The sequence below is a fragment of the Geodermatophilus sp. SYSU D01105 genome (assembly GCF_054050095.1).
The window spans coordinates 129,556-153,981 of record NZ_JBJGYR010000012.1 but is presented as its reverse complement, the minus strand read 5'-3'; the positions used below and the strand labels follow the sequence as shown (position 1 = coordinate 153,981).

Genomic DNA, 24,426 nt, shown 5'->3' with positions numbered 1-24,426 from the left:
CACGGCGAGGTGCTGCGGTCGGTCGTGGTCTTCACGTGACGGCTCGCATCGACAAGACCGTCGTCAGCGGCGTCTTCAGCCTCGACGGTCAGGACTTCGACGTCGACAACAACGTCTGGCTGGTCGGTGACGACGACGAGGTGCTGGTCATTGACGCCCCGCACGACGCCGCCCCGATCCTGGAGGCGGTCGGCGGCCGCACGGTGACGGCGATCGTGCTCACCCACGGGCACAACGACCACATCACCGCCGCCGTCGCGCTGCGCGAGGCGACCGGCGCGCCGATCTGGTTCCACCCCGCCGACCGGATGCTGTGGGACGACGTGTACGGGGATGGCGGGCGGGCTGGAGTGGTGGCCGCCCCCGACCAGGAACTGGCCGAGGGGACGACGTTCCGGGTCGCCGGGACGACGTTGACGGCGCTGCACACCCCGGGCCACTCGCCGGGCAGCACCTGCCTGCACGCGCCGGACCTGAACACGGTGTTCACCGGGGACACGCTGTTCTGCGGCGGGCCGGGAGCCACCGGGCGCTCCTACAGCGACAAGCCGACGATCCTGAACTCGATCCGGTCGCGGCTGCTCACGCTGCACGGCGACACCGTGGTCAGGACCGGTCACGGCGACGACACGACGGTGGCCGCCGAGATCGGCAACGTGCACTGACGGCGTACCCCCTCCTCGGCGCCCCGGGTGCCGAGGAGGGGGCGTGGTCCCCGGGCATGGTCCCCGACGCTCAGGGGACGGGCACCCGCCGCCGGGCGGAGGCGAAGCCCAGCCACGTGTGCCGGTTGCCGGCCCAGCACCACCCGACCTTCGGGGCGTGGCGCCGCTCGCGGCCGTCCCGCCCGGTGCCGTTGCTGATCCACAGCGCCGGCGTCCGGGGGTCGAGGGTCCCGTTCGGCCGGCGCAACCGCGAGCCGATCGTCATGAAGCAGTGGTTGCGGTCGAGCACCTCGGGGGCCTGGAGCAGCCAGTGGATGCCCTCGGTCAGCGTCAGCGGCGTGCGCCCGGCGCCGGTGATCGCGGGCAGCGCCTCGTCGGGGCTCCAGTTCGCCATCGCGTCGCCCCGGTCGAGGTCCGCCACCAGGTAGACCGGCCCGGCCGGCAGGTCGATCCCCGCGATCGGGCCGAACGCGTCGACGTCGGTCATGTCGGTCACCACGAACCCGCGCCTGCCCCGGAGCTCGAGCAGCGGGGCGAGGGCCGAGGCCGGGGCCAGGTCGGGGGAGAGGACCAGCAGCGCGCCGGGATCCTGGACGCGGGTGGCGCAGCCGCGCAGGTCCCCGGCGGACAGGCCGGCGACCTCGTGCGCGCCGAGGGCGATCAGCCGCTCGGCCTGGTCGGCGGCGGACGGGAGAGCGTGCAGGACGGCGGTCACGGACACCTCCGGGACGGGCGGGTGCAGCCGGGGGTCAACGCGCCGGGTGCCGTCCCGGTTCCCGGGCCCGACGCGCGGACGTGGGCACGGTCACCCCGCGGCAGCCGGGTGCCCACGGCGACCCCGGTACCCTCGACAGGTGCCCCGCGGTGATGGACGGCTGACGCACGACCTCGATCCCCACTCTCCCGGACCCCAGGACGCCTGCGGCGTCTTCGGCGTCTGGGCGCCGGGGGAGGAGGTCGCCAAGCTCACCTACTTCGGTCTCTACGCCCTGCAGCACCGTGGCCAGGAGGCCGCGGGCATCGCGGTCTCCGACGGCGCCTCGGTGGTCGTCTACAAGGACCTCGGGCTGGTCAGCCAGGTCTTCGACGAGGCCACGCTGGGCAGCCTCCGCGGGCACCTCGCCGTCGGCCACACCCGGTACTCCACGACCGGCTCGTCCACGTGGGAGAACGCCCAGCCCACGTTCCGGACGACGGAGTCGGGCACGGGGCTCGCCCTCTGCCACAACGGCAACCTCGTCAACACCGCCGAGCTCGCCAGCCGGGCCGCGGACGCCGGCGTCGCGGGTGCCTTCACGTCCACGACCGACTCCGACCTGGTCACCGCGCTGATCGCGGCGCACCAGGACCTCTCGGTCGAGGCCGCGGCGATGCAGGTGCTGCCGCAGCTGCGGGGCGCCTTCAGCTTCACCTTCATGGACGAGACCACGCTCTACGCCGCGCGTGACCCGCAGGGCGTCCGCCCGCTGGTGCTCGGCCGCCTGGAGCGCGGCTGGGTCGTGGCCAGCGAGACCGCGGCGCTGGACATCGTCGGCGCCTCCTTCGTCCGGGAGGTCGAGCCCGGCGAGCTGCTGGCCATCGACGAGGACGGGCTGCGCAGCCAGCACTTCGCGCCCGCCGAGCCGAAGGGCTGCGTCTTCGAGTACGTCTACCTCGCCCGCCCCGACACCACCATCGCCGGCCGCGGCGTGCACGCCGCCCGTGTGGAGATCGGCCGGCGGCTGGCCAGGGAGCACCCCGCCGACGCCGACCTGGTGATCCCGGTGCCCGAGTCCGGCACCCCCGCCGCGGTCGGCTACGCCGAGGCCTCGGGCATCCCCTACGGGCTGGGCCTGGTCAAGAACTCCTACGTGGGCCGCACCTTCATCCAGCCCAGCCAGACCATCCGGCAGCTGGGCATCCGGCTCAAGCTCAACCCGCTGCGCGACGTCATCCGCGGCAAGCGGCTGGTCGTCGTCGACGACTCGATCGTGCGGGGGAACACGCAGCGGGCGCTGATCCGCATGCTGCGCGAGGCCGGCGCGGTCGAGGTCCACGTGCGGATCTCCTCCCCGCCGGTGAAGTGGCCCTGCTTCTACGGCATCGACTTCGCCAGCCGCGCGGAGCTGATCGCCAACGGCCTCGACGTCGACGGCGTGCGGGCCTCGATCAACGCCGACTCCCTCGCCTACGTGTCCGAGCAGGGCCTGATCGCCGCCACCGAGCAGCCGGTCACCCGGCTGTGCACGGCCTGCTTCACGGGCCAGTACCCGATCGCGCTGGGCGAGACCGAGGTGCTCGGCAAGCACGTGCTCGAGGGCATCGAGCGCCGGGTGGACGAGTCCCGCGCGGTCACGGGGTGGACCGGCCAGCAGGCCGGCAGCGCCACCGTGCCCGGGGGTGCGGACGACGCCCTGACCCGCCCGTGAGCGACGAGTTCACCTACGCGGCGTCGGGCGTCGACATCGACGCCGGCGAGCGGGCGGTCACCCTCATGCGGTCCGCGGTCGAGCGGACCAACCGACCCGAGGTCGTGGGCGGCCTCGGGGGCTTCGCCGGTCTCTTCGCGCTCGACACGGCGAGGTACCGCAGGCCCCTGCTGGCGTCCTCCACCGACGGTGTGGGCACCAAGATCGCCCTGGCCCGCGCGCTCGACCGGCACGACACGGTCGGCATCGACCTGGTCGCCATGGTCGTCGACGACCTGGTCGCCTGCGGCGCGGAGCCGCTGTTCCTGCAGGACTACGTGGCCTGCGGCCGGGTCGTCCCCGAGCGCATCGCGGCGATCGTCACCGGCATCGCGACCGGCTGCACGCGGGCCGGCGCGGCCCTGGTCGGCGGCGAGACCGCCGAGCACGGCGACCTGATGGCCCCCGACGACTACGACCTCGCGGCCACCGCCGTCGGCGTCGTGGAGGCCGACGCGGTGCTCGGCCCCGAGCGGGTCCGGGACGGCGACGTGGTGGTCGCGATGGCCTCGAGCGGGTTCCACTCCAACGGCTACTCGCTGGTGCGCCGGGTGGTCGCCTCCGCCGGCCTCGACCTCACCGCGACCCCGGCCGGCCTGGCCCGCCCGCTGGGGGAGGAGCTGCTGGAGCCCACGCGCATCTACGCACTCGACTGCCTGGCGCTGGTGGAGGAGTACGGCGTCGAGGGCGTGCACGCCTACGCGCACATCACCGGGGGCGGGCTGGCCGGCAACACCGCCCGCGTCGTCCCCGCAGGGTCGGAGGCCGTGCTCGACCGCGGCACGTGGGCGCTCCCGGCCGCGGTGCACCTGCTCGAGGAGCACGGCGTGCCGCGCACGGAGTCCGAGCGCGCCTTCAACTGCGGCGTCGGCATGGTGGCGGTCGTGGCCCCCGAGGTCGCCGACGGCGTCGTCGGGACCCTGAGCGACCGCGGTGTCCCCGCGTGGGTCGCCGGCACCGTCACCGCCCGGTCGGGCGGCGAGGCCGCCCGCCTGGTCGGCTCCTACCGCTGACCCCGCCCCGTCGGTACCCGGGGGCACGAGCGGGGACGACGGCACGCGACGACACCGCGACTCCCCAGGGGGAGGCGGTGTCGTCGCGTCAGACCGTGGGCGTCAGGCGCGGATCAGCGGCTGGCAGCCCAGTCGTCGTCCGTGTCGTCGTCCGCCCAACGGTCGACGAACTCGTCGTCGTCCTCGTCGTCGGTCGCCCGGTGAGGAGCGGTGTACGACGACGACGGTGACCCGGCCAGCTCGCGCTGCAGCGCGGAGAGGTCGGTGTTCGGTGAGCTGTACTTGAGCTCACGGGCCACGCGTGTCTGCTTGGCCTTCGCTCGGCCGCGCCCCATCGGCTCGACCCCCTCGTTACGGAGTACGGGAGCCCAGCTCCGGGCTGGACGGCCCGCGTGGCGACCCCGACTGAGTGACTGTGTCTTGTCCGAGCTTACGACACGGATCGACGGCGGGCACGGGTCTCCCCTCACCGTCCCCCGACCGGGGGCGTGCCCGGACGGAACGGACCGTCCTCCCCGGCCCGCCTAGGACGCCGGGTCAGCGCGCCCGCGTGGGGTCGGCCTGCTCGGCGGACGACCTCGGCCCGGGCACCGCTGCCGCGTCCGCACCGGTCCCGACCAGCCCGAGCTGGACCGCGAACTCCATCTGGTCGTAGTAGAAGCGGTGCTCCACGCCCCGGCCGTCGCGCACGGTGAGGGCGTCGCACTCCCGCAGGCGGATGGCCCTGCCCGTGGGCGGGATCTCACCGTCGGGAGAGGTGAGCGGCTGCGTGTGGGTGCCGACGAGCCAGCCCTCGTCGATGGCGGTGTCGTCGGTCTCGTACTGGTGCCGGGCCTCCCACGTCAGGTCGGGGAACCCGCGGCGGAACGCCATGACGTACTCGACGATGGCGGGGCCACCCTCCAGGCGGCCCGCGTCCGGGGTGTCGGCGACGGCGTCCGCCGCGTACAGCCGACGCAACGCGTCGGCGTCCCCGCGGGTGATCGCGTCGGTGATCCGGTCCATGACCTCACGCGCCTGTCCCATGGCGAGCTCCCGAGTCGTCGCCCGGCGCTCCCGCGAGCTGCGCGGTGCCGGACCGGCTCCGCGCCTGCGGGACGCCGACGCCCCACGATCCGGCCGCACCGCGGCGCCGGACAGGGGCGAACGGCCCGGCCGCGCGGCTCAGCGGGGGAGGCGGATCGTCGCCAGCCGGCCGACGGAGGCCATCCGCTCCTCGGCCAGCCGGTCGGCCGCCACCGCCGGGGAGACGCCCTGCTCCTCCGCCGTCCGGAAGACCCGCAGCGCGACGTCGAGGATCCCGGCGGCCTTGGCCTCGGCGCGGGCGAAGGAGAACCCGTGGCGCTCGTCCTCGACCTGGATCACCCCGCCGGCGTTCACCAGGTAGTCGGGGGCGTAGAGGATGCCGCGGGCCACCAGCTGCTCGGCGATCCCGTCGTGCGCCAGCTGGTTGTTGGCCCCGCCGCACACGATCTCGGCCTCCAGCACCGACACCGTCTCGTCGTCGAGGGCACCGCCCAGGGCGCACGGGGCGTAGACGTCGGCGGAGGTCCGGACCAGCGTCGCGGTGTCGGCGACCGCGTCCACGGCGGGGTGACGGGCGAGCACCCGCTCCACCGCCCGCGCGTCGACGTCGGTCACGACCACGTCGGCGCCGTCCTCGACGAGCCGGTCGACCAGCCAGCTGCCGACCTTGCCGACACCCGCGACGGCCACGGTGCGCCCCGCCAGGGAGGGCTTGCCCCAGCGGTGCTGGGCGGCGGCCCGCATGCCCTGGAACACGCCGTAGGCGGTGAGCACCGAGGAGTCGCCGCAGCCGCCGTAGGCCTCCGACCGGCCGTGCGCGTACCGGGTCTCCCGGGCCACCACGTCCAGGTCGGCGTTGTAGGTGCCGACGTCGCACGCGGTCAGGTACCGGCCGCCCAGCGACTCGACGAACCGGCCGTAGGCGCGCAGCAGGGCCTCGGTCTTGTCCCGGTGCGGGTCGCCGATGATGACCGCCTTGCCGCCGCCGAGGTCCAGCCCGGCCAGGCTGTTCTTGTAGGCCATGGCCTTGGACAGCGCCAGCGCGTCGGCGACGGCGGCCTCCTCGCTGGGGTAGGGGTAGAACCGCGTGCCGCCCAGCGCGGGCCCCAGCGCCGTCGAGTAGATCGCGATGACCGCCCGCAGCCCGGAGCCCGGGTCGGAGCAGAAGACGACCTGTTCGTGACCGGAGCCGAGAACGTCCACGGTGGCGAGCGTAGAACGCCGGCGATCGCCCGACCGGGGGTCCCGGAGGCGGGCTCGCGCCGCGCGCGCCGGGGGAGCCGGGCATGATCCAGGGGCGACACCCGCACGGCGACCGGAGGACGACGGACCCATGGCTGCACCCAAGCGACTGCTGGCGTTCGTGGTGGCCGCGCCGCTGGTGCTCTCCGCCTGCACGACCGGGGGCGGGAGCGACGACGGCGGCAGCGGCGGCGGGACCGGAGGCGGTGGCGGCGGGGGCGACCTGTCCTTCGCGGTGGTCACCCACGGGTCGGCGGGCGACGCCTTCTGGGACGTCGTGCAGAACGGCGCCGAGGCCGCGGGGGAGGACCTCGGGGTGTCGGTGGACTACCAGAGCGACGGTGACCCGCAGCGCCAGTCGCAGCTCATCGACGCCGCGGTCAACCAGGACGTCGACGGGATCGTGGTCTCGATGGCCAACCCGGACGCGCTGCAGGACTCCGTCGAGGCCGCCGTCGCGGCGGGCATCCCGGTGGTGACCATCAACTCCGGCGGGGACCGCTCGGCCGAGTTCGGCGCCATCGGCCACGTCGGTCAGGACGAGACGATCGCCGGGCAGGGGGCCGGTCAGCGGCTGGCCGCCGACGGGCGGCGCAACGTGCTGTGCGTCGTGCACGAGGCCGGCAACATCGGGCTCGAGCAGCGCTGCGCGGGCGCGGCGGAGGGGCTGGGCGCGCCGCTGACCCCGCTGCAGGTGGACGTCAACGACCTGCAGACGGCGCAGTCGACGATCACCTCCCAGCTGCAGAGCGACCCGAGCATCGACGGCGTCCTCGCGCTGAACTCGGCCGTCGCCGCGGTGGCCGTCGCCGCCGTCTCGGACGCCGGTTCGCAGGCGCAGGTCGCCACCTTCGACCTCAACCAGGACGTCATCAGCGGCATCCAGGCCGGCGAGGTCTCCTTCGCCGTCGACCAGCAGCAGTACGAGCAGGGCTACCTGCCGATCGTGATGCTCAAGCTCTACGCGGAGAACCTGAACACCGTCGGGGGTGGGCAGCCGGTCCTCACCGGGCCCGCCATCGTCGACGAGTCCAACGTCGACGCGATCGCCGACCTGGCCACGGCCGGCACGCGCTGAGCGCGGCCACGGCGCCCGCCCAGCGGGCCGACGAGCGCGTCGCCGCCGTCGGCCCGCTGCGCCGGCTGCTGGTCAAGCCCGAGCTCGGTGCCCTCATCGGCGCCGTCGTCGTCTTCGCGTTCTTCGCGGTGCAGTCGCCGGTGTTCCGGTCCCCCGGCGGGGTGGCCAACTGGCTGGACCCGGCCTCGACGCTGGGCATCATGGCGGTCGCCGTCGCGCTGCTCATGATCGGCGGGCACTTCGACCTGTCGGCCGGCGTGATGACCGGGACCACCGCGCTCACCGTCGGCATCGTCGCCACCGAGCTCGGCCAGCACATCTGGGTGGCGATCGCCGTCGCGCTGGTGCTGGCCCTGGCCGTCGGGTTCCTCAACGGCTGGCTGGTCACCCGCACCGGCCTGCCCAGCTTCATCATCACGCTGGGCACCTTCCTCATGCTCCAGGGTCTCAACCTGGGCCTGACCAAGCTGTTCACCGGCACGGTGACCGCCGGCGGCATCGCCGGCGCGCCGGGCTACGGCAGCGCCGAGTGGGTCTTCGCCTCCCGGATGCAGATCGCCGGGGTGGAGTTCCGGGTGGCGATCCTGTGGTGGGTGCTGTTCACGGCGCTGGCCACGTGGGTGCTGCTGCGCACCCGGTTCGGCAACTGGGTGTTCGCCACCGGGGGGGACGAGGTGGCGGCGCGCAACGTCGGCGTCCCGGCCCGGCGGACGACGATCACGCTGTTCATGACCACCGCGGGGGCCGCCTGGTTCGTCGGCACCACCACCGCGATCCGGCTCACCTCGGTGCAGGCCAACACCGGCATCGGCCAGGAGCTGATCTACATCGTCGCCGCCGTCATCGGCGGCTGCCTGCTCACCGGGGGCTTCGGCTCGGCGGTCGGCGCCTCGCTGGGAGCGCTCATCTTCGGCATGACCCAGCTCGGCATCGTCTACCTGCGCTGGGACGCCGACTGGTTCTACTTCTTCCTCGGGGTGATGCTGCTGCTCGCCGTCCTGGCCAACCGGCTGGTCCGCCGCTACGCCGAGGCGGCCCGGCGGTGACCGGGGAGGGGATGCCGCTGCTGGAGCTGCGGGACGTCGGCAAGGACTTCGGCTCGGTCATCGCCCTGGACGGCGTGAGCACCACCGTCCGCGCCGGCGAGGTCACCTGCGTGCTCGGCGACAACGGCGCCGGCAAGTCCACGCTGATCAAGATCCTGGCCGGGGTGCACCGGCCCGACCGGGGAGAGGTGCGCCTCGACGGGCGGCCGGTGTCGTTCGCCGCGCCGCGCGACGCCCTCGACGCGGGGATCGCCACCGTCTACCAGGACCTGGCGATGATCCCGCTGATGGCCATCTGGCGGAACTTCTTCCTGGGTGCCGAGCCGACGAGGGGCTGGGGCCCGTTCCGCCGGTTCGACTCCGCGCGGGCCAAGGAGGTCACCCGGCGGGAGCTGCTCGCGATGGGGATCGACATCCGCGACCCGGACCAGCCGGTCGGCACGCTCTCCGGCGGTGAGCGGCAGTCGGTCGCCATCGCCCGGGCGGTCCACTTCGGGGCCCGGGTGCTCATCCTCGACGAGCCGACCTCTGCCCTCGGCGTCAAGCAGGCGGGCATCGTCCTGCGCTACATCGCGCAGGCCCGCGACCGCGGGGTCGGCGTGGTCTTCATCACCCACAACCCCCACCACGCGTACCCGGTGGGCGACCGCTTCCTCCTCCTGGGCCGGGGCCGCAGCCTCGGCGACTTCCCCAGAGGCGAGGTCAGCATCGAGGAGATCACCCGGATGATGGCCGGCGGCGCGGAGCTCGACGAGCTGACGACCCAGCTGGAGCGGGCGGACCCGCAGAAAGGTCGCGGCTAGCCCTCAAGGTCACCCCGACGGGTGACGAGAACAAGAGGGACAGGAGAGGAACCGGTGCTCCCGCGAGCACGGTGTGACGACTGTGCCGCGTGTTGCCTTTGTCGTCGCCTGCGGCGCTGCGACGCTGCCCCGGTTCCTCCGCACCCCTCTTCCCCAGGGAGCGCCAGTGCTGCACAGCCGTCCTCGCCGCTGCGCGACCGGGGCGCCGGCGCACCGCCCGCGGGTGCGGGCCGGTGCCGTGCGGGTGCTGTTGGCCGGTGCGGTGACCGGCGCGGTGCTGCTGGGCGGCGCCGTCCCGGCCGGAGCCGCGCCCGAGCCGCCGCCCAACCCCACCGACGCCGAGCTCGGTGCCGCGCAGTCCGAGCAGGACGCCGCCGCCGCCGAGGTGGGCCGCATCGCCGGGCTGGTCGCCGAGGCCGAGGGGGAGCTGGAGCGCTACGCGGTCCAGGCCGAGGCCGCCGGTGCCGCCTACCTCGCCGCGGAGGAGGCCCTGACCCAGGCCCAGGAGGAGGCCGAGCGCACGGCGGCGGCGCTGCAGGAGGCCGCGGACGCCGTCGCCGCGGCCGAGTCCCGCATCGCCGGCTTCTCCCGCGACAGCTACATGAGCGGCAGCACGCTCTCCGGTGCGGCGGTCCTGCTCGACGCCGACGGGCCGGCCGAGCTGATCGAGCGGGCCGCGATGCTCGACTACGTCTCCGAGAACCAGCTCGACGTCCTCGGCCAGCTCGAGGTCGCGAAGGTGCGGCAGGCCAACGCCGACTCCGAGGCCCGCGCCGCGCGCGACCGGATGGCCGAGCTCGAGGAGGCCGCCGCCGCCGCCAAGGCCACCGCCGACGACCAGCTGGCCGCCCAGCAGAACGCCTACGCCCAGGTCTCCGCGCAGAAGGCCGAGTACGACCGGCAGCTGCAGGCCGCCCAGATCCGCCTCCTGGAGCTCCAGGGAGCCCGGGACGCCTACCAGCAGTGGCAGGCCCAGAAGGCGGCCGAGGAGGCCGCCGCGGCCGAGGCCGCCCGCCGTGCCGAGCAGGAGGCCGCCGCGCAGGCCGCCGAGGCGCGGCAGGAGGCCAGCAGCTCGTCCGGGGGCCGGGGCTCCTCGGGCGGTTCGGGTCCGTACGTGAAGCCGACGTCCGGCCGCACCTCGAGCTGCTTCGGCTGGCGCTGGGGCGCCCTGCACGGCGGCGTGGACATGGCCGCGCCCATCGGCACCCCGGTCTACGCGGCCCACTCCGGCGTCGTGCAGCGCGCCGGCACCGCGACCGGCTTCGGCTACGCGGTCTACATCCGCGGGGACGACGGCGCGGTCACCGTCTACGGCCACGTCAACCGCTACTTCGTCAGCGCCGGCGAGCGCGTGGTCGCCGGTGAGGAGATCGCCGAGGTCGGCAACCGCGGCCAGTCCACCGGCCCGCACCTGCACTTCGAGGTGCACCCGAGCGGCGCGATGTACGGCAGCCAGGTCGACCCGGTGCCGTGGATGCGCGCCCGCGGGGTCTCCATCAGCGGCTGCTGACCGGCCGCCCCGTCCTCGCGACGGGGGCCTCGCTCAGCTGGCCGGCGCGGGGGTGGCCGCGGTCCCGCTGAGGCCGCAGTTGGTCTCCACGTAGCCCGCGACGGCGGCCTGCGCGGCGGCCAGCTGCTGCGCCACCTGTGCCTCGGCCGCGGTGAACTGCTGCTGGCCCTCGGGCGTGGACAGGTCGAGGGACGCGGCGGTGTCCTGCAGCGAGCGCAGCCCGTCGGCGACGGCCTGCCAGTCGCCGGCGATCTCCGCCGGTGGCTGCACGGCGTCGAACCCGGCGACGACGTCGGGCAGCAGGCCGGGGACCTGGTCCGGGGTCGCGCCCTGGAGCGCCGCGGCGACCTGGGCGAACACCGACTCCACGCGGTCGCAGAACTCCGCGGCGGCGGGGTCGGGCGTCGCGGTCCCGCTGGGCCCGGGCTCGGCGGGGGCGCTGGTCGAGACGGCCGCGGCCGGGCTGGACGAGGCGGCCGGCTCGCCGTCCCCGGAGCTCCCGCAGGCGGTGAGCAGGACGACGGCCGCGGCCGTCGCGAGGACCGAGCGGAACAGGGGAGCGGGGGGACGCATGGGGAGGACGCTAGCCGCCGGTCGCGCCTGGCCGGGCCGGCGCGGCTAGCGTGCCGGGCGTGCACACCCCGGCCGACCCGCGCGCGACGTGGGACCTCCCGGCGCCGGGTGCCATGCCGCGGACGGCGGACCTCGAGCCGCTCGTCACCCGCGTGCTGGCGCCCAACCCCTCGCCGATGACACTCGACGGCACCAACACCTACCTGGTGGGCGCCCCCGGCAGCGGGCAGGCCGTCCTCGTCGACCCCGGCCCCGACGACCCGGCGCACCTGGCCGCGGTCGAGGCGGCGCTGGCGGCGCGGGACGCCCGCTGTGTCGCCGTCCTCGTCACCCACCACCACGGCGACCACGCCGAGGCCGCGCTGCCCTGGGGCGAGCGCTTCGGCGCGCAGGTGGCGGCCGCCGACGCCCGTGTCGCCGGGCCCTCGGGGCGGGTCCTGGCGCCCGGGGAGCAGCTGACGCTGGCCGGGACGACGGTCGGCGTCGTCCCCACCCCGGGGCACACCGGCGACCACCTGGCGTTCCGCCTGGACTCGGGGGCGGTCCTCGTCGGCGACCACGTGCTCGGCCGCGGCACGTCGGTGGTGACCCACCCGGAGGGCGACGTCCTGGCCTACCTGGAGTCGCTGCGGCGGGTGCACGACCTCGGCCCCAGCGCGCTGTACTGCGGCCACGGGCCGGAGCTGACCGAGGACCCGGGTGCGGTCCTCGACTTCTACCTCGCCCACCGGAGGTTCCGGGAGAGCCAGTTGCTCGCCTCGATGGTGCGCGGCGCCGCGACGGTGGACGAGCTCGTGGCCGACGTCTACGCCGAGGTGCCCCGGGAGGTGTGGCCGGCCGCCGCGCAGTCGACCCGGGCGACGCTGGCCAAGCTCGCCGCCGAGGGCCACGTGGTGGTCGACGGCGACCGGGTGCGGTTGCCGTGAGCGCCGTGCCGCTGGTGACCGCCGCCGACAGCGAGCGCGACCAGCGGCGGGCGGCGGCGGCGCTGCGGGCCGCGGGGCTGCGTGCCGGTGACCGGCTGCTCGTCTCGGCGGCGTCCTCGCCGGCGCTGCTCGCGGTGGTGCTGGGGGCGCTGCGCACCGGCGTCGTCCCCGTCGTCCTCGACCCCGCCCTCACCCCGTCCGAGCGGGCCGCGCTGGCCGAGGACGCCGACCCGGCCCTCGACGTCGGACCGGACCCGGCACGGCTGCTGACCGGCAGCGCGGAGGCCGAGCTCGCGCAGGTCCCGCTGGCCCGGCCGATGCACTACACGTCGGGCACCACCGGTCGGCGCAAGGGCGTGTGGTCGGGGGTGCTGGCCGAGGCCGACGCCCGCGCGCTGGCCGGCGAGGAGATCGACCTGTGGGGCTTCGGGCCGGGCGACCGGCACCTGGTGCTCTCCCCGCTGCACCACTCCGCGCCGCTGCGGTTCGCCCTCCACACGCTGCTGGCCGGCGGGGAGGTGCTGCTGCCCGGCCCCTTCGACGCGGCCCGCGCCGCCCGGGTCATCGGCACCCTGCGGCCGACGACGACGTTCTGCGTGCCGACCCACCTGCAGCGGCTGACCGCGCGCGACGACGTGGACTGGTCGTCGTTCCGTCGGCTGGTGCACGCCGGGGCGCCCTGCCCCGAGCCGCTCAAGCGGGCGGTCCTGGCGGCGCTGCCCGAGGGCAGCGTCTGGGAGTTCTACGGCTCCACCGAGGCGCAGTTCACCGTGTGCTCACCGGAGGACTGGCTGGCCGCCCCGGGCAGCGTCGGCCGGGCGCGGCCCGGGCGGGCACTGGAGACCGACGAGCGCGGCCAGCTGTGGTGCGCGGTGCCGCGGTGGGCGCGGTTCGAGTACTGGGGCGCGCCGGACGGGACCGCCGCGGCCTGGCGAGGGGACCGGGTCACCGTAGGCGACCTGGGCCGGGTGGACGTCGACGGCACCGTGTGGCTCGACGGCCGCCGCGAGGACCTGGTGATCTCCGGCGGGGTGAACGTCTACCCGGCCGAGGTGGAGGCGGTCCTCGACGCCCACCCCGGCGTGGTGGAGAGCGCGGTGGTCGGGGTGCCCGACCAGCAGTGGGGGCAGCGGGTGGTGGCCGCGTACGTGGGCAGCGCCGACGCCGCGGAGCTCGCCGACTGGGCCCGCGAGCGGCTCGCCCCGGCCAAGCGGCCCAAGAGCCTGCACCGGGTGGCCGAGCTGCCCCGGACCTCCACCGGCAAGGTGCGCCGGCTGGACCTGCCGGGGGTCCTGGGGCTTGGCTGAGCCGGAGTGGGACGTCGTGGTGGTGGGCGCGGGGACGTCGGGCGCGCCGCTGGCCGCCCGGCTGGCCGACGCCGGGCGACGGGTCCTGGTGCTCGAGGCCGGCGCCGACCACGCCCGGCCCGAGGACTTCCCGAGGGAGCTGCGCGACGCCGCGACCATGGGTGCCGCGGTCCCCGGGCACCCGGCCAACTGGGACCTGACCGGGATCCTCACCGAGGACCTCACCTTCCCCGTGCCCCGCGGCCGGGTCGTGGGCGGGTCCAGCGCCCTCAACGGCGGCTACTTCATCCGCGGCACCCGGACCGACTTCGACGGCTGGGCGACCGCCGGCAACGACCTGTGGTCCGCCGACGCCGTCCTGCCCGCGTTCGTGCGGCTGGAGGACGACCGCGACCTCGGCGACCGCCCCGGGCACGGCCGCGGTGGCCCGGTGCCGGTGCGCCGGCCCGACGGCGGGCACCCGCTGGCCGACGCGTTCGCGGGCGCCGCCGCGGACCTCGGCTTCCCCGCCGAGCCGGACAAGAACGGCGACGGCCCGCCCGGTTACGGCCCGGTCCCGCTCAACGTCGACCGCGGCGTGCGGACCAACACGGCCATGGCCTACCTGTCCCCGCGGCGCGGGCACCGGGGGCTCGCCGTCCGCGGCGGCGTGCACGTGCGGCGGGTGCTGGTCGAGGGCGGCCGGGCGGTCGGCGTGGTGACCGCGGACGGGGTGGTCCGGGCCGGGGAGGTGGTGCTCAGCGCCGGCGCCGTCGGCTCACCCCAGTTGCTGCTGCTCTCCGGCATCGGTCCGGCCGACGCGCTGCGGGCGCTGGGCATCGACGTGGTGGCCGACGTCCCGGGCGTGGGCGCGGAGTGCACCGACCACCCCGACCTCTACGTCACCTACCGGCCCGCTCGCCGGCTGCCGATGCCGCGCGGTCTGCACCCGCTGCACGGCGTCCTGCACACGACCGCCGACGGGTCGGCCACCCCGGGCGACCTCGAGGTGCTGCCGTGGCTCACGCCGTTCAGCCGGGTGATGGTCAGCCGCACCGCCACGGGGGTCGCCGGTGCCCTGCGCCGTCCGGGGGCCACCCTGCGCGCGCTGCGCGGGGTGTCCCTGCACCGGCTGGTCGACACCGCCCGCCGCCGGGACGACCTGTTCGTCGGGGTCGGGCTGCAGGCCGAGGACAGCCGCGGCCGGCTGTCGCTGACCTCGGCCGACCCGCACGTCCAACCGCGGATCGAGTACCGCTACCTGACCGAGGAGTCCGACCGCCGGCGGATGCGGCAGGCGGTGCGGCTGGCGGCCGAGCTGCTGCGCACGCCGTCGCTGGCGCCGCTGGTCGCCGAGCGGACCGGCCTGCCCGACGACGTCCTGGCCGACGACCGCGCGCTGGACCGCTGGGTCCGCCGGCACCTGGCCACCGCGGTGCACCTGGCCGGGACGGCGCGGATGGGGCCCGACGCCGACCCGGGCGCGGTGGTCGACCAGCACCTGCGGGTCCGCGGGGTCGAGGGGCTGCGGGTCGTCGACACCTCGGTCATGCCGCGGGTGACCTCCCGGGGGCCGGCCGCGACCGCGGTGATGATCGGCGAGCGCGCCGCGGAGCTGATGACCGGCGGGTGACCCGGCCTCCCGTCTCAGGCCGGCGGGGGCGGGGGCGGCGGCCCCAGCGGGATGCCCGGCGGCGGGAAGAGGGCGGGCGGCTGGGCGGACAGGATCGGAAGCATCGCGGCGTGCCAGACCGGCGCGGCCAGACCGCCGCCGAACCCGCCGACGTCCTGGTTCTGCTTCGGGTTGAGCAGCATGACGCTGGCCGCGTACTGCGGGGTGTAGCCGACGAAGGCGACCGAGAAGCGGTCCTGGCTGGTGCCGGTCTTGGCGGCCACCTGGTGGCCGGGGATGGCGGCGCGGGTGCCGGTGCCGATGGGCAGCGCGGTGTCGCCGACCAGGATCTGGTTCAGCGTGGTCGCGACCGCCGGGGGCACGGCCTCGGGGGTGCAGGAGTCGCCGGTGGGCACCGGCGACCCGTCGTCCCGGGTGAGCGGCTGCCCGTCCCGGTCCAGGATCTCGGTGACCGGAGTGGGGTCGCACTGGGTGCCGTTCGCGCCCAGCGTGGAGTAGGCGCTGGCCAGCGCGAGGGGGCTGGTCGCCTCGGCGCCGAGGGTGAAGGAGCCGCGCTCCCTGGCGATGATCTCGTCGGCCACCGGGTCGAGGGAGAACAGCCCCATCCGCTGGGCCATCCGCACCGGGCCCTCCACGCTGCCCAGCTGGTCCTGGAGGGCGACGAAGTAGGTGTTGGAGGAGCGGATCAGCGCCTCGGTCATGCTCAGGGTCGGCGGGAAGTTGGGGCTGGCGTTCTCGACCACGTACGGCGCCTGGTTGTTGCGGTACACGCTGGACACGTACGGGTTGCTCGTCGTGATGACGTGGGACGGCGGGAACCCGCGCTCCAGGGCCGCGGCGGCGACGAACACCTTGTAGGTGGAGCCCGCGCCCTGGCTGGCGGCCACGCTGAGGTTCACCGACTCCTGTGCGGGGTCGTTCGCGTCGTAGCCGAAGACCCGGTTGACGCTCATCGCCTGCACGCGCCCGGTGCCCGGCTCCACTGCGGTGAAGATCGCGGCGATCGGGTCGCCCATGGGCTTGGCGGCCAGCACCGCAGCATCCCCGGACCGCTGGATGTCCGGCCGCAGCGTGGTGCGGATGGTCAGCCCACCGTCCTCCAGCCGCTCCTGGGAGATGCCGAGGGTCTCGGTCAGGTGGCGCTGCAGGAAGTCGCAGAAGAACCCGCCGATGACCGCGTCGACGCAGCCGTTCGGCGGGGCGGGGGCGGGCTTGGTCTCCACCGGCTGGGCGGACACGTCGGCGAGCTCCTGGTCGCTGATGTGCCCGAGGTCGTGCATGCGCTCGAGCACCTGGTTGCGCCGCTCCCGGCCCTGCTCCGGGTCGGCCAGCGGGCTGTCGGTCGCGGGGTTCTGCACGAGCCCGGCCAGCATGGCCGCCTGGGGGAGGGTCAGGTCGGCGGCATTGACCCCGAAGTAGGCCTGGGCCGCGGCCTGGACCCCGTAGGCGCCCTCGCCGAAGTAGACGATGTTGAGGTAGCGGTTGAGGATCTCCTGCTTGTCGTAGGTCTCCTCCAGGGCCAGCGCCAGCCGGGCCTCGCGCAGCTTGCGGCCCACCGTCTGCTCGGTGGCCGCCTGCCGGTCCTCGGGGGTGACCGCGGCCTGCAGCAGGGTCTGCTTGACCAGCTGCTGGGTGATGGTCGACCCGCCCTCCTGCACCGAGCCGGCGGTGGCGTTGCGGACCAGGGCGCGCAGCGTCCCCTCGACGTCGATGCCGTTGTGCTCGTGGAAGCGCGAGTCCTCGATGTCGACCAGCGCCTGCTCCATGACGTCGGCGACCTGGTCGGGCCCCACCGGCGTGCGGTTGTTCCGGTAGAAGTACGTGACCACCGAGCCGTCCGCGGCCAGGACGACGGTGTTGCCCGGCGGTGTGGCGTCGGTCAGCTCGACCGGCAGGGGGGCCAGCAGGTCGGCCGAGGAGCTCGCGGCCATCCCCGGTCCGACCACCCACGGCAGCAGGACGGCGGCCACCAGGGCCCCGGTCAGTGGCAGGACGAGGAGCAGCAGGCCGAGGGCCCGCAGCCGCGGGTGGGGGCGTGCACCGACCGACTTCCGCATGTGTGACCTCGCCGTCGGCGACCCACTCGGAGTGAGCGGGTCGGCGCGGTCCGATCATCGCGCACGGTGGCGTTCCGAAGAAGTCGATCAGGTGCGAGGCCGGAGCGTCCCGGCGGCGCGCTGCCGCAGCCGCCGGGACGCCGGGTCGAGGGGCCCGTCAGCGGGCGGTGGGGATCTCCGACGTCGGTGTCGACCAGGCGTCGGGGTGGCGGCGCCCGGTGTCGGCGACCCAGCCGGGTGCGCCGCTCGTGGAGGGGGCGCTGCGCCGGGCGGCGGGCCGGCCGCTCAGGCCGACGATGAGGGCCAGCAGGGCGACGAGCCCCACGAGGACACCGCCGATCACCAGGAGCGTCGTGAGCATGTACTCAACGTAGGCGCCGGACCGGTCCGACCCACACGGCGAATGACCACGGACATCCGGCCCGGATTGCACAGGATGTGCCGGTTGACGACGCGCGAGCACGCCTCCCGTCGGGGGATGCGCGGAGTCCGCGGTCCGCGGGTAGGGACAGGGGGATGACGTCGACTGGAGGACGCGTGCCCGACCTGCCCCTTCTCGCCGGCCGCGCGGTCGCGGTCCCCCTCGCCGTCCTCGCCCGGCTGCGGACGGGCAAGCCCATGCACCCCCGCGGCGTGGTCGTCGACGCCGTCCTGGAGCGGTCCGGCGGCCCGGCCGGCTGGGGGGTGCCCTGGCTGGCGGCGCAGGCCGAGGACCGGGTGCTGGTGCGGCTGTCCCGCGGCGCCGGGCTCCCGGCTCCGCTGCCGGACCTGCTGGGCCTCGCCGTGCGGGTGCCGGCCGCCGCGGGACCGGTGGACCTGCTGCTGTCGAGCACCGGCCGGGGCCGGTTGACGCGGCGGGTGACCGTGCCCCGGCGGGACGCCGCGACGGTCTACTCCTCGATCATGGGCTACCGCTCCGACGCCGGGACCGTGCTGCTGGCGGCGCTGCCGGAGCCGGGCACCGGGCCGCTGCCGTCGGACCCGGACCCGCTGGCGGCGGCCGTCGCGGCCCGCCGTCCGGCGTTCACCCTGGTGGCCGCCCGGGGGAGCGGGGACTGGCGGCCCTTCGGCCGGTTGCGGCTGCTTGACCCGGTCGACGAGTTCGACCCGGACCTGCGCTTCGACGCCGTCCGCCACCCGCCACCGGGGCTGGTCCCGGACGGGCCGATGGCCCGGTTCCGCGCCCCGGCGTACGCGGCGGCGCAGGAGGCGCGCGGCCGGCCGTAGGGTCCGGGCGGTGACCATGACGGCGGCTCGTGCGGGCTCTCCCGCGCTCCGGGTCCACCTGCGCCGCGCGCGGGACCACGTCGACCGGTACTTCGCCGAGGACCTCGACCTGGACCGGATCGCGCGGGTGGCCGGGGTCTCGAAGTACCACTTCGCCCGCTGCTTCGAGGCCGCCTACGGCGAGACGCCGATCCGGTACCTCACCCGCCGCCGGATCGAGCGCGCCCAGGACCTGCTGCGGTCGGCCAACCTGACGGTGACCGAGGTCTGCACGGCCGTCGGCTTCGCCAGCCTCGGCTCGTTCTCGTCCCGCTTCCGGCGGCTGGTGGGGGAGTCGCCGGTGGCCTACCGCGACCGGTGGGCCGCGCGGGGCGGAGCGCACGTCCCCGGCTGCCACCTGTTCATGCGCGGCGTCGTCGACCTCGGCGGGACGACCGGCACCGAGCAATCTGGGAGAAGCCAGCGGGGCGCTCGGTCCGTACGGTCGACGCCATGATCACCAACATCTCGCTGGTCACGGTCTACTGCCTGGACCAGAGCGCGGCCCGCGACTTCTACGTCGACGTCCTCGGCTTCGAGCCGCGCACCGACATCACGATGGGCGAGGGCTTCCGGTGGGTGACCATCGCGCACCCCAGCCAACCCGAGCTCGAGGTGACCCTGATGACCCCCGGCCCGCCCCTGGACGACGCTGCCGCGGACTTCGTGCGCGGACAGCTCGAGAAGGGGTCGATGGGCGGGCTCGGGCTCGCCGTCGACGACTGCCGGAAGACATTCGAGGAGCTGTCGGCGAAGGGCGTCACCTTCCTGCAGGAGCCGGCCGAACGGCCCTACGGCGTCGAGGCGGTCATGCGGGACGACTCGGGCAACTGGCTGGTGCTGGTCGAGCGGCGGGAGTTCACACCCGCCGACTTCGACTGAGAGGGACTCCTCCCTCGCCACCACGGAGGGAGCGGTCCCGGCCTCAGCCGAGTGCGGCCAGGCCCTCGTCGAGCACCGTCCAGGGTCGGTGGCCGCCCCGGCGGCCAGAGGGCCACCCCGAGCTCGGGCGGCGGCCTCGGCCAGGCGCGCCCCGTGCCCGGGGTCCAGGGAGGCGCCGGGTGCCCGGAAAGGCCGTGACAGTGCAGGACGGGCGGTGGTTCGATGCCCCTGTCCGACAGACCGTGCACGGGGGATCGAGGCGCACGGAGGTCCGGTGGACGCCTCTGCCACGCACGCCGCACCACCCTCCGCACCACCCGCCCCGCCGGTCCGCCGGCTGCTGCCGGGGATGCGGGTTCTCCTGGGCTCCTTCGCCCTGCTCACGGCCCTGGCGGTGGGCGCGCTCTACGTCCTGGCCGACCAGACCGACCGGACGTTCGCGTGGACGATCCAGCCACCCCTGACCGCCGCCTTCCTCGGCGCGGGCTACGCCGCGGGGTGCGTGCTGGTCGTGCTGTCGCTGCGCGACGGGGTGTGGGCGCGCACCCGGGTGCCGCTGCTGACGATCCTCGTGTTCGTCGTGGCCACCCTGGCCGCGACGCTGCTGCACCTGGACCGGTTCCACCTCGCCGCGGAGTTCGCGGGCCTGCCGTTCCTGGCGCGCGCGGCGGCCTGGTTCTGGCTCGGTGTCTACGTCGTCGTCCCGCTGGCGATGCTGGCGCTGCTGGTGCCGCAGGAGCGGGCGCCGGGGACCGACCCGCCGGCGCGCTCGCCCGTGCCGCGGCTGCTGCGCGGGTTGCTGGGGGTGGAGTCGGCGGCGTTGACGGTCGTGGGGGCGGCGCTGTTCGTGGCGCCGGCGACGGCGGGCGCCCTCTGGCCGTGGCCGCTGACCCCGCTGACCGGCCGCGTGGTGGCCGCCTGGCTGGTCGCCTTCGGCCTGGCGACGGCGCTGGCCGCGGTGGCCGGGGACCTGGAACGGCTGCGGACGGCGGCGATCGCCTACACCGTCTTCGGTGTCCTCGTGGCGCTGGCGGTGGCGCGGTTCCCCGGCACCGTCCGGTGGGACCACCCCGCGGCCTGGGTCTCCACCCTCCTGGTGGTCGCGGTGGTCGGGACGGGCGCCGCGGGCTGGCGGCTGGCGCCCCGGCCGGGAGCGGGGCCGGCGTGATCGAGCAGTACCCGGGGGCGCTCGTCGTCGTCTGCCGGGACGAGAAGCCGCGCCTGGCTACGGTCCGCGAGCTCAAGCGGCGCTACGGGGGCGACTACGTGGTGATCGCGTGCGTCTCCGCCGACGAGGTGCCGGTCGCCCTGGCGGCGTGGGGGGACCCGCCGGTGGCCGCGCTCCTCGGCGGCCTGGGGGCGGAGGACCCGGACGGGCTCGCGGTGCTGCGGTCGCTGCACGCCCGGCACCCCGGCGCGCTCGCCGTGGCGCTGGTCCGGTGGGGCGCCTGGGAGACCGCGCGCCCGATCTTCGAGGCGCTGACCCTCGGTCAGCTCGACCGGTGGGTCTACGCGCCCGAGGAGCAGGTCGACGAGGAGTTCCACTGCGCCATCACCGAGGTCCTCGACGAGTGGGCGAACCGGCACAACGGCGGCCGCGAGGCGGTGCGGATGATCGGTGACCGGTGGTCCCCGCGTGCCCAGCACCTGCGCGACCAGCTCACCCGCAACCGCATCCCGACCGGGTTCTACGAGGCCGACAGCCCCGAGGGGCGCGACCTCCTGGCCGGCCTGGAGCTGGACGAGCCGCGGCTGCCGGTGCTCGTGCTGCGCTTCCAGCCGGAGCGGACGGTGCTCCAGGACCCGACCGACCTGCAGCTGGCCGAGGCGTTCGGCCTGTTCCAGCCGCTGGACCCCGAGGTCGTTTGGGACGTGGCCGTGGTGGGCGCGGGCCCGGCGGGGCTGGGCGCCAGCGTGTACGCCGCGTCCGAGGGCCTGTCCACGCTGGTGCTGGAGGCCGAGGCGGTCGGCGGGCAGGCGGGGACCAGCTCGCTGATCCGCAACTACCCCGGCTTCCCGACCGGGATCAGCGGCAACCGGCTGGCGTTCAGCTCCTACCAGCAGGCCTGGGCCTTCGGCAGCACCTTCCACTTCATGCGGTTCGCGCAGGGGCTGCGGACCCGGGACGGGCTGCACGTGCTCGACCTCAGCGACGGGACGTCGGTGCGCGCGAGGACGGTCATCCTGGCCCTGGGCGCGAGCTGGCGGCGGATCGGCGTCCCGGACCTGGAGGCGCTGGTCGGGCGGGGGGTCTTCTACGGCGCGGCGGTGAGCGAGGCGCCGGCGATGCGCGGCCGGCACGTCTTCGTCGTCGGCGGGGGGAACTCGGCCGGGCAGGCGGCGGTGTACCTGTCCCGCTTCGCCGACCGGGTGACGGTGCTGGTCCGGCGGCCCGGGCTGGCCGAGACGATGTCGGACTACCTGATCCGAGAGCTGGAGGCGTTGCCGAACGTCGACATCCGGCCCCGGGTGCAGGTCGTGGGCGGCACCGGCACCGAGTTCCTGGAGTCCTTCGTCGTCCAGGACCTCGACTCCGGGGCGGAGACGGTCGAGACCGGCGTGCTGTTCCTGCTCATCGGCAGCGAGCCGCGCACCGACTGGCTGGCCGGCACGCTGGCCCGGGACCGCTGGGGCTTCCTGCTCACCGGCCCCGCGCTGCGCGCCACGGACGCGGCCCTCTTCGAGCCGCTGGAGCGCCCGCCGGCGCTGCTCGAGACCAGCACCCCGGGCGTCTTCGCCGCGGGTGACGTCCGCTCGGGGTCGGTGAAGCGGGTCGCCTCGGCGGTGGGGGAGGGCGCCCTGGCGATCACGCACGTGCACGCGCACCTGGCCTCCCTGCGGGTGCCCGCGGCGCGCTGAGCCGTGCGGCACCCCTGACTCCTTCGGGTGTACCCGCGCACCGAGGGTGATGTCACAGGTTCGTCGCCCCGATCATGGGTAGCCGAACCGGACCAGAGTCCTGACGACCCGCCCCTGCCGTCGCAGTGCGCGGCCGCAAGAGGAGCAGCACGTCGTGAGCGCCGAGCAGAGGCACGGGATCCGGGTGGTGACCGTTCCCCACACCGACGCCTACGTCGACGCCGTCCTCCCCTCCGGGACCGTGCGGGTGGGGCCGGCGCACGACCCGAGCCCGTGGCTGGACCCGGCCTACCTGGCGGCCCACGCCGCCGAGGTCGACGTCGTCCACGTGCACGGCGGCTTCGGTCACCTGCCCGAGGACGAGATGGTCAGCTGGACCGAGACGCTGCGCCGCAGCGGGGTGCCGCTGGTCGCCACGGTGCACCAGCTGCGCGACCCCGCGCAGGCCTCCCCGCGCCGGCACGACGCCCACCTGGCGGCGCTGCTGGCGACCGCGGAGGTGGTGCTCACCCTCACCCCCGGCGCCGCGGACGAGATCGCCGAGCGGTACGGCCGGACGGCCATCGTCGTGGCGCACCCCTCCGTGGCGACCCCGGTCCCCGAGCTGGGCGCCGAGCGCGGCCTGGTGGGGCTGCCGCTGCGCCGCTACGGGCCCGCGCTGCCCGACCCCGCGGGGATGGTGCGCGCGGCGCTGTCGGGGGCGGTCAACGGGGGCGGGCGGCTGCGGGTGTTCCTCGACGACGGCGTCGAGCCGCCACCGGTCCCCGCGGCCGGTGACACCCTGGAGTACCTGCCGCGTAAGGCCGAGGCCTGGGTGACCCAGCTCCAGGAGCTGCACGCGGTCGTGCTCCCCGAGCGCTGCGGCACGCACTCGACGGACCTGGAGGTCTGCCGGGACGTCGGCACCCGCGTGATCGCGCCCAGCTGCGGCTGGTTCGCCGACCAGTGGTCCGACGTGGTCACCTACGGCAACGACGAGGAGCAGGGCTTCGACCCGGTGTCGCTGGACGCGGCCGTCGCGGCGGCGCTGACCCGGCCGGCGCCGCGACCGGCCGACCGGGCCTGGCGGGCCGAGCAGCGGGCCGCGGTCCAGGAGGTGCACGACCAGGTGTACGCGCAGGTGGTCGCCGACCGCGGCCGCTAGAGCTCTCGCTTGAACCCCACGTGGGAGGCGACGAACCCGAGCCGCTCGTAGAAGCGGTGTGCGTCCGCGCGGACGGCGTCCGTGGTGAGCTGCACGAGGCCGCAGCCGCGCCGGCGCCCCTCCTCGACCACCCACCCGAACAGCGCGGCGCCCACACCGGCTCCGCGGCGGTCGGCGCGGACGCGCACCCCCTCGACCTGCAGACGGGTCGTGCCGCCGCGGGAGAGGCCCGGCAGGACGGTCAGCTGGGCCGTGCCGACGACGTCGGGCCCGTCGGTGACGGCGACCAGCAGGTGCGCGGGATCGGTGTCCACGGCGGCGAAGGCCTGCCGGTAGGGGGCGAGGTCGGCAGCCTCCCGGTCACGGCCGAGCGGGTCGTCGGTGAGGAGGGCGACCAGGGCCGGGACGTCGTCCGCGGTGGCCCGGCGGAGGCCGAACGTGCGGGACCCCACGCGAACGGTGGTGGGGAGGGAGCTCACCGCGGCAGTCTGCCCGACCCTTGGGCGGGGTAGGCGCGGGGGAACTGGTGTGGGCAGGGGCGGGGTCGAACCGCCGACCTCTCGCTTTTCAGGCGAGCGCTCGTACCGACTGAGCTACCTGCCCCTCCCGGTGTCTCCACCGGAGAGCGACCCTGACGGGACTCGAACCCGCGACCTCCGCCGTGACAGGGCGGCGCGCTAACCAACTGCGCTACAGGGCCTTGCTGGTACTGCTGGTGGTGCCGTGCCCCCAACGGGGTTCGAACCCGTGCTACCGCCTTGAAAGGGCGGCGTCCTGGACCGCTAGACGATGGGGGCTCGTGTTCGCCGGGGGCAGCGAGAACGATACATGCTCCTGCGGGCGGCTCTGACAGGGGGTGCCCCCGGCGGGTCACTCCCCCGGACAGGCGGGGCGGCGCGCCGGGCGCGGCCGGGGCGGCATCGGCGCAGGTCGCGCCGGAGGCCTGACCCGCGTCCCCGGTCGTCACCCG

24 protein-coding genes and 3 tRNA genes are annotated in these 24,426 nt (G+C 75.4%); 16 read left to right on the top strand and 11 right to left on the bottom strand.

The window, feature by feature from the left end:
• The first annotated feature begins 35 nt into the window (after positions 1 to 35).
• The gene (locus ACI79I_RS13620) at positions 36 to 665 is read left to right on the top strand and encodes an MBL fold metallo-hydrolase (protein ID WP_456992870.1); all 630 of its coding nucleotides are present in this window, start codon (positions 36 to 38) and stop codon (positions 663 to 665) included.
• A 70-nt stretch (positions 666 to 735) separates the two neighbouring features.
• Here ACI79I_RS13620 and ACI79I_RS13615 read toward each other — a convergent pair whose 3' ends face one another.
• Complete coding sequence (locus ACI79I_RS13615) at positions 736 to 1,380, bottom strand: DUF5701 family protein (RefSeq protein WP_456992868.1); 645 nt, start codon at positions 1,378 to 1,380, stop codon at positions 736 to 738.
• Positions 1,381 to 1,519: 139 nt separating this feature from the next.
• Here ACI79I_RS13615 and purF point away from each other — a divergent pair, with 139 nt between their 5' ends.
• Together purF and purM are read left to right on the top strand one after the other, a co-directional pair.
• Positions 1,520 to 3,073: an amidophosphoribosyltransferase gene (gene purF / locus ACI79I_RS13610; protein ID WP_456992867.1), complete on the top strand. Its 1,554-nt coding sequence runs from the start codon at positions 1,520 to 1,522 to the stop codon at positions 3,071 to 3,073.
• Positions 3,070 to 4,125 carry a phosphoribosylformylglycinamidine cyclo-ligase gene (gene purM / locus ACI79I_RS13605; protein WP_456992866.1) on the top strand — a complete coding sequence of 352 codons (1,056 nt, stop codon included), beginning with the start codon at positions 3,070 to 3,072 and terminating at the stop codon, positions 4,123 to 4,125. Before purF ends, purM begins: the two co-directional genes overlap by 4 nt.
• A 113-nt stretch (positions 4,126 to 4,238) precedes the next feature.
• On the opposite strand, the gene ACI79I_RS13600 is transcribed toward purM, so the two are convergent.
• The 3 genes from ACI79I_RS13600 to ACI79I_RS13590 form a co-directional block, all read right to left on the bottom strand.
• Complete coding sequence (locus ACI79I_RS13600) at positions 4,239 to 4,460, bottom strand: DUF3073 domain-containing protein (RefSeq protein WP_456948430.1); 222 nt, start codon at positions 4,458 to 4,460, stop codon at positions 4,239 to 4,241.
• A gap of 202 nt (positions 4,461 to 4,662) precedes the next feature.
• Positions 4,663 to 5,151, bottom strand: coding sequence for an ester cyclase (locus ACI79I_RS13595; RefSeq protein ID WP_456992865.1), 489 nt, complete (start codon positions 5,149 to 5,151; stop codon positions 4,663 to 4,665).
• A 138-nt stretch (positions 5,152 to 5,289) separates the two neighbouring features.
• A complete protein-coding gene (locus tag ACI79I_RS13590) occupies positions 5,290 to 6,354 on the bottom strand; it encodes a Glu/Leu/Phe/Val family dehydrogenase (protein ID WP_456992864.1) in 1,065 nt (354 codons plus the stop codon).
• Positions 6,355 to 6,484: 130 nt separating this feature from the next.
• Here ACI79I_RS13590 and ACI79I_RS13585 point away from each other — a divergent pair, with 130 nt between their 5' ends.
• From ACI79I_RS13585 to ACI79I_RS13570, 4 genes are all read left to right on the top strand, one after another.
• Positions 6,485 to 7,471 (top strand): sugar ABC transporter substrate-binding protein, encoded by a 987-nt coding sequence (locus ACI79I_RS13585; RefSeq protein WP_456992863.1) that lies wholly within the window; start codon positions 6,485 to 6,487, stop codon positions 7,469 to 7,471.
• Between the two features lie 128 nt (positions 7,472 to 7,599).
• Entirely contained in the window at positions 7,600 to 8,517 is a 918-nt protein-coding gene (locus ACI79I_RS13580) for an ABC transporter permease (protein ID WP_456992862.1), read from the top strand.
• Positions 8,514 to 9,320, top strand: a complete 807-nt coding sequence (locus ACI79I_RS13575; RefSeq protein WP_456992861.1) for an ATP-binding cassette domain-containing protein — start codon at positions 8,514 to 8,516, stop codon at positions 9,318 to 9,320. Before ACI79I_RS13580 ends, ACI79I_RS13575 begins: the two co-directional genes overlap by 4 nt.
• Positions 9,321 to 9,543: 223 nt before the next feature.
• Positions 9,544 to 10,830 carry a M23 family metallopeptidase gene (locus ACI79I_RS13570; protein ID WP_456992860.1) on the top strand — a complete coding sequence of 429 codons (1,287 nt, stop codon included), beginning with the start codon at positions 9,544 to 9,546 and terminating at the stop codon, positions 10,828 to 10,830.
• A gap of 33 nt (positions 10,831 to 10,863) precedes the next feature.
• On the opposite strand, the gene ACI79I_RS13565 is transcribed toward ACI79I_RS13570, so the two are convergent.
• Positions 10,864 to 11,403 (bottom strand): hypothetical protein, encoded by a 540-nt coding sequence (locus ACI79I_RS13565; RefSeq protein ID WP_456992859.1) that lies wholly within the window; start codon positions 11,401 to 11,403, stop codon positions 10,864 to 10,866.
• A gap of 59 nt (positions 11,404 to 11,462) precedes the next feature.
• Here ACI79I_RS13565 and ACI79I_RS13560 point away from each other — a divergent pair, with 59 nt between their 5' ends.
• Genes ACI79I_RS13560 through mftG form a run of 3 tightly spaced genes read left to right on the top strand, consistent with a single transcriptional unit; the run spans position 11,463 to position 15,248 of the window.
• The gene (locus tag ACI79I_RS13560; protein ID WP_456992858.1) at positions 11,463 to 12,329 is read left to right on the top strand and encodes an MBL fold metallo-hydrolase; all 867 of its coding nucleotides are present in this window, start codon (positions 11,463 to 11,465) and stop codon (positions 12,327 to 12,329) included.
• Complete coding sequence (locus ACI79I_RS13555) at positions 12,326 to 13,636, top strand: class I adenylate-forming enzyme family protein (protein ID WP_456992857.1); 1,311 nt, start codon at positions 12,326 to 12,328, stop codon at positions 13,634 to 13,636. The genes ACI79I_RS13560 and ACI79I_RS13555 overlap by 4 nt, the downstream gene beginning before the upstream one ends.
• Positions 13,629 to 15,248: a mycofactocin dehydrogenase MftG gene (gene mftG, locus ACI79I_RS13550; RefSeq protein WP_456992856.1), complete on the top strand. Its 1,620-nt coding sequence runs from the start codon at positions 13,629 to 13,631 to the stop codon at positions 15,246 to 15,248. The genes ACI79I_RS13555 and mftG overlap by 8 nt, the downstream gene beginning before the upstream one ends.
• A gap of 14 nt (positions 15,249 to 15,262) precedes the next feature.
• On the opposite strand, the gene ACI79I_RS13545 is transcribed toward mftG, so the two are convergent.
• Both ACI79I_RS13545 and ACI79I_RS13540 read right to left on the bottom strand, forming a co-directional pair.
• Positions 15,263 to 17,305 (bottom strand): transglycosylase domain-containing protein, encoded by a 2,043-nt coding sequence (locus ACI79I_RS13545; RefSeq protein WP_456992855.1) that lies wholly within the window; start codon positions 17,303 to 17,305, stop codon positions 15,263 to 15,265.
• Positions 17,306 to 17,462: 157 nt separating this feature from the next.
• A complete protein-coding gene (locus ACI79I_RS13540) occupies positions 17,463 to 17,666 on the bottom strand; it encodes a hypothetical protein (protein WP_456992854.1) in 204 nt (67 codons plus the stop codon).
• A 176-nt stretch (positions 17,667 to 17,842) separates the two neighbouring features.
• On the opposite strand from ACI79I_RS13540, the gene ACI79I_RS13535 reads away from it, so the two are divergent.
• From ACI79I_RS13535 to ACI79I_RS13510, 6 genes are all read left to right on the top strand, one after another.
• Positions 17,843 to 18,532, top strand: coding sequence for a phosphodiesterase (locus ACI79I_RS13535; protein WP_456992853.1), 690 nt, complete (start codon positions 17,843 to 17,845; stop codon positions 18,530 to 18,532).
• A 16-nt stretch (positions 18,533 to 18,548) separates the two neighbouring features.
• Positions 18,549 to 19,028 (top strand): helix-turn-helix domain-containing protein, encoded by a 480-nt coding sequence (locus ACI79I_RS13530; protein ID WP_456992873.1) that lies wholly within the window; start codon positions 18,549 to 18,551, stop codon positions 19,026 to 19,028.
• Positions 19,025 to 19,453, top strand: coding sequence for a VOC family protein (locus ACI79I_RS13525; RefSeq protein ID WP_456992852.1), 429 nt, complete (start codon positions 19,025 to 19,027; stop codon positions 19,451 to 19,453). The genes ACI79I_RS13530 and ACI79I_RS13525 overlap by 4 nt, the downstream gene beginning before the upstream one ends.
• A gap of 274 nt (positions 19,454 to 19,727) precedes the next feature.
• Complete coding sequence (locus ACI79I_RS13520; RefSeq protein ID WP_456992851.1) at positions 19,728 to 20,621, top strand: hypothetical protein; 894 nt, start codon at positions 19,728 to 19,730, stop codon at positions 20,619 to 20,621.
• Positions 20,618 to 22,312 carry an FAD-dependent oxidoreductase gene (locus ACI79I_RS13515; protein WP_456992850.1) on the top strand — a complete coding sequence of 565 codons (1,695 nt, stop codon included), beginning with the start codon at positions 20,618 to 20,620 and terminating at the stop codon, positions 22,310 to 22,312. The genes ACI79I_RS13520 and ACI79I_RS13515 overlap by 4 nt, the downstream gene beginning before the upstream one ends.
• Before the next feature lie 154 nt (positions 22,313 to 22,466).
• Entirely contained in the window at positions 22,467 to 23,456 is a 990-nt protein-coding gene (locus ACI79I_RS13510; RefSeq protein ID WP_456992849.1) for a glycosyltransferase, read from the top strand.
• Here ACI79I_RS13510 and ACI79I_RS13505 read toward each other — a convergent pair.
• The 4 genes from ACI79I_RS13505 to ACI79I_RS13490 all read right to left on the bottom strand — a co-directional run bounded on the left by ACI79I_RS13505 (position 23,453) and on the right by ACI79I_RS13490 (position 24,253).
• Positions 23,453 to 23,935, bottom strand: a complete 483-nt coding sequence (locus tag ACI79I_RS13505) for a GNAT family N-acetyltransferase (protein WP_456992848.1) — start codon at positions 23,933 to 23,935, stop codon at positions 23,453 to 23,455. The genes ACI79I_RS13510 and ACI79I_RS13505 overlap by 4 nt on opposite strands.
• A 50-nt stretch (positions 23,936 to 23,985) precedes the next feature.
• Positions 23,986 to 24,059: transfer RNA gene (locus tag ACI79I_RS13500), tRNA-Phe, on the bottom strand.
• A 23-nt stretch (positions 24,060 to 24,082) separates the two neighbouring features.
• Positions 24,083 to 24,156 (bottom strand) — tRNA-Asp (locus ACI79I_RS13495).
• Between the two features lie 24 nt (positions 24,157 to 24,180).
• A tRNA-Glu gene (locus ACI79I_RS13490) sits at positions 24,181 to 24,253 on the bottom strand.
• Positions 24,254 to 24,426: the final 173 nt, after the last annotated feature.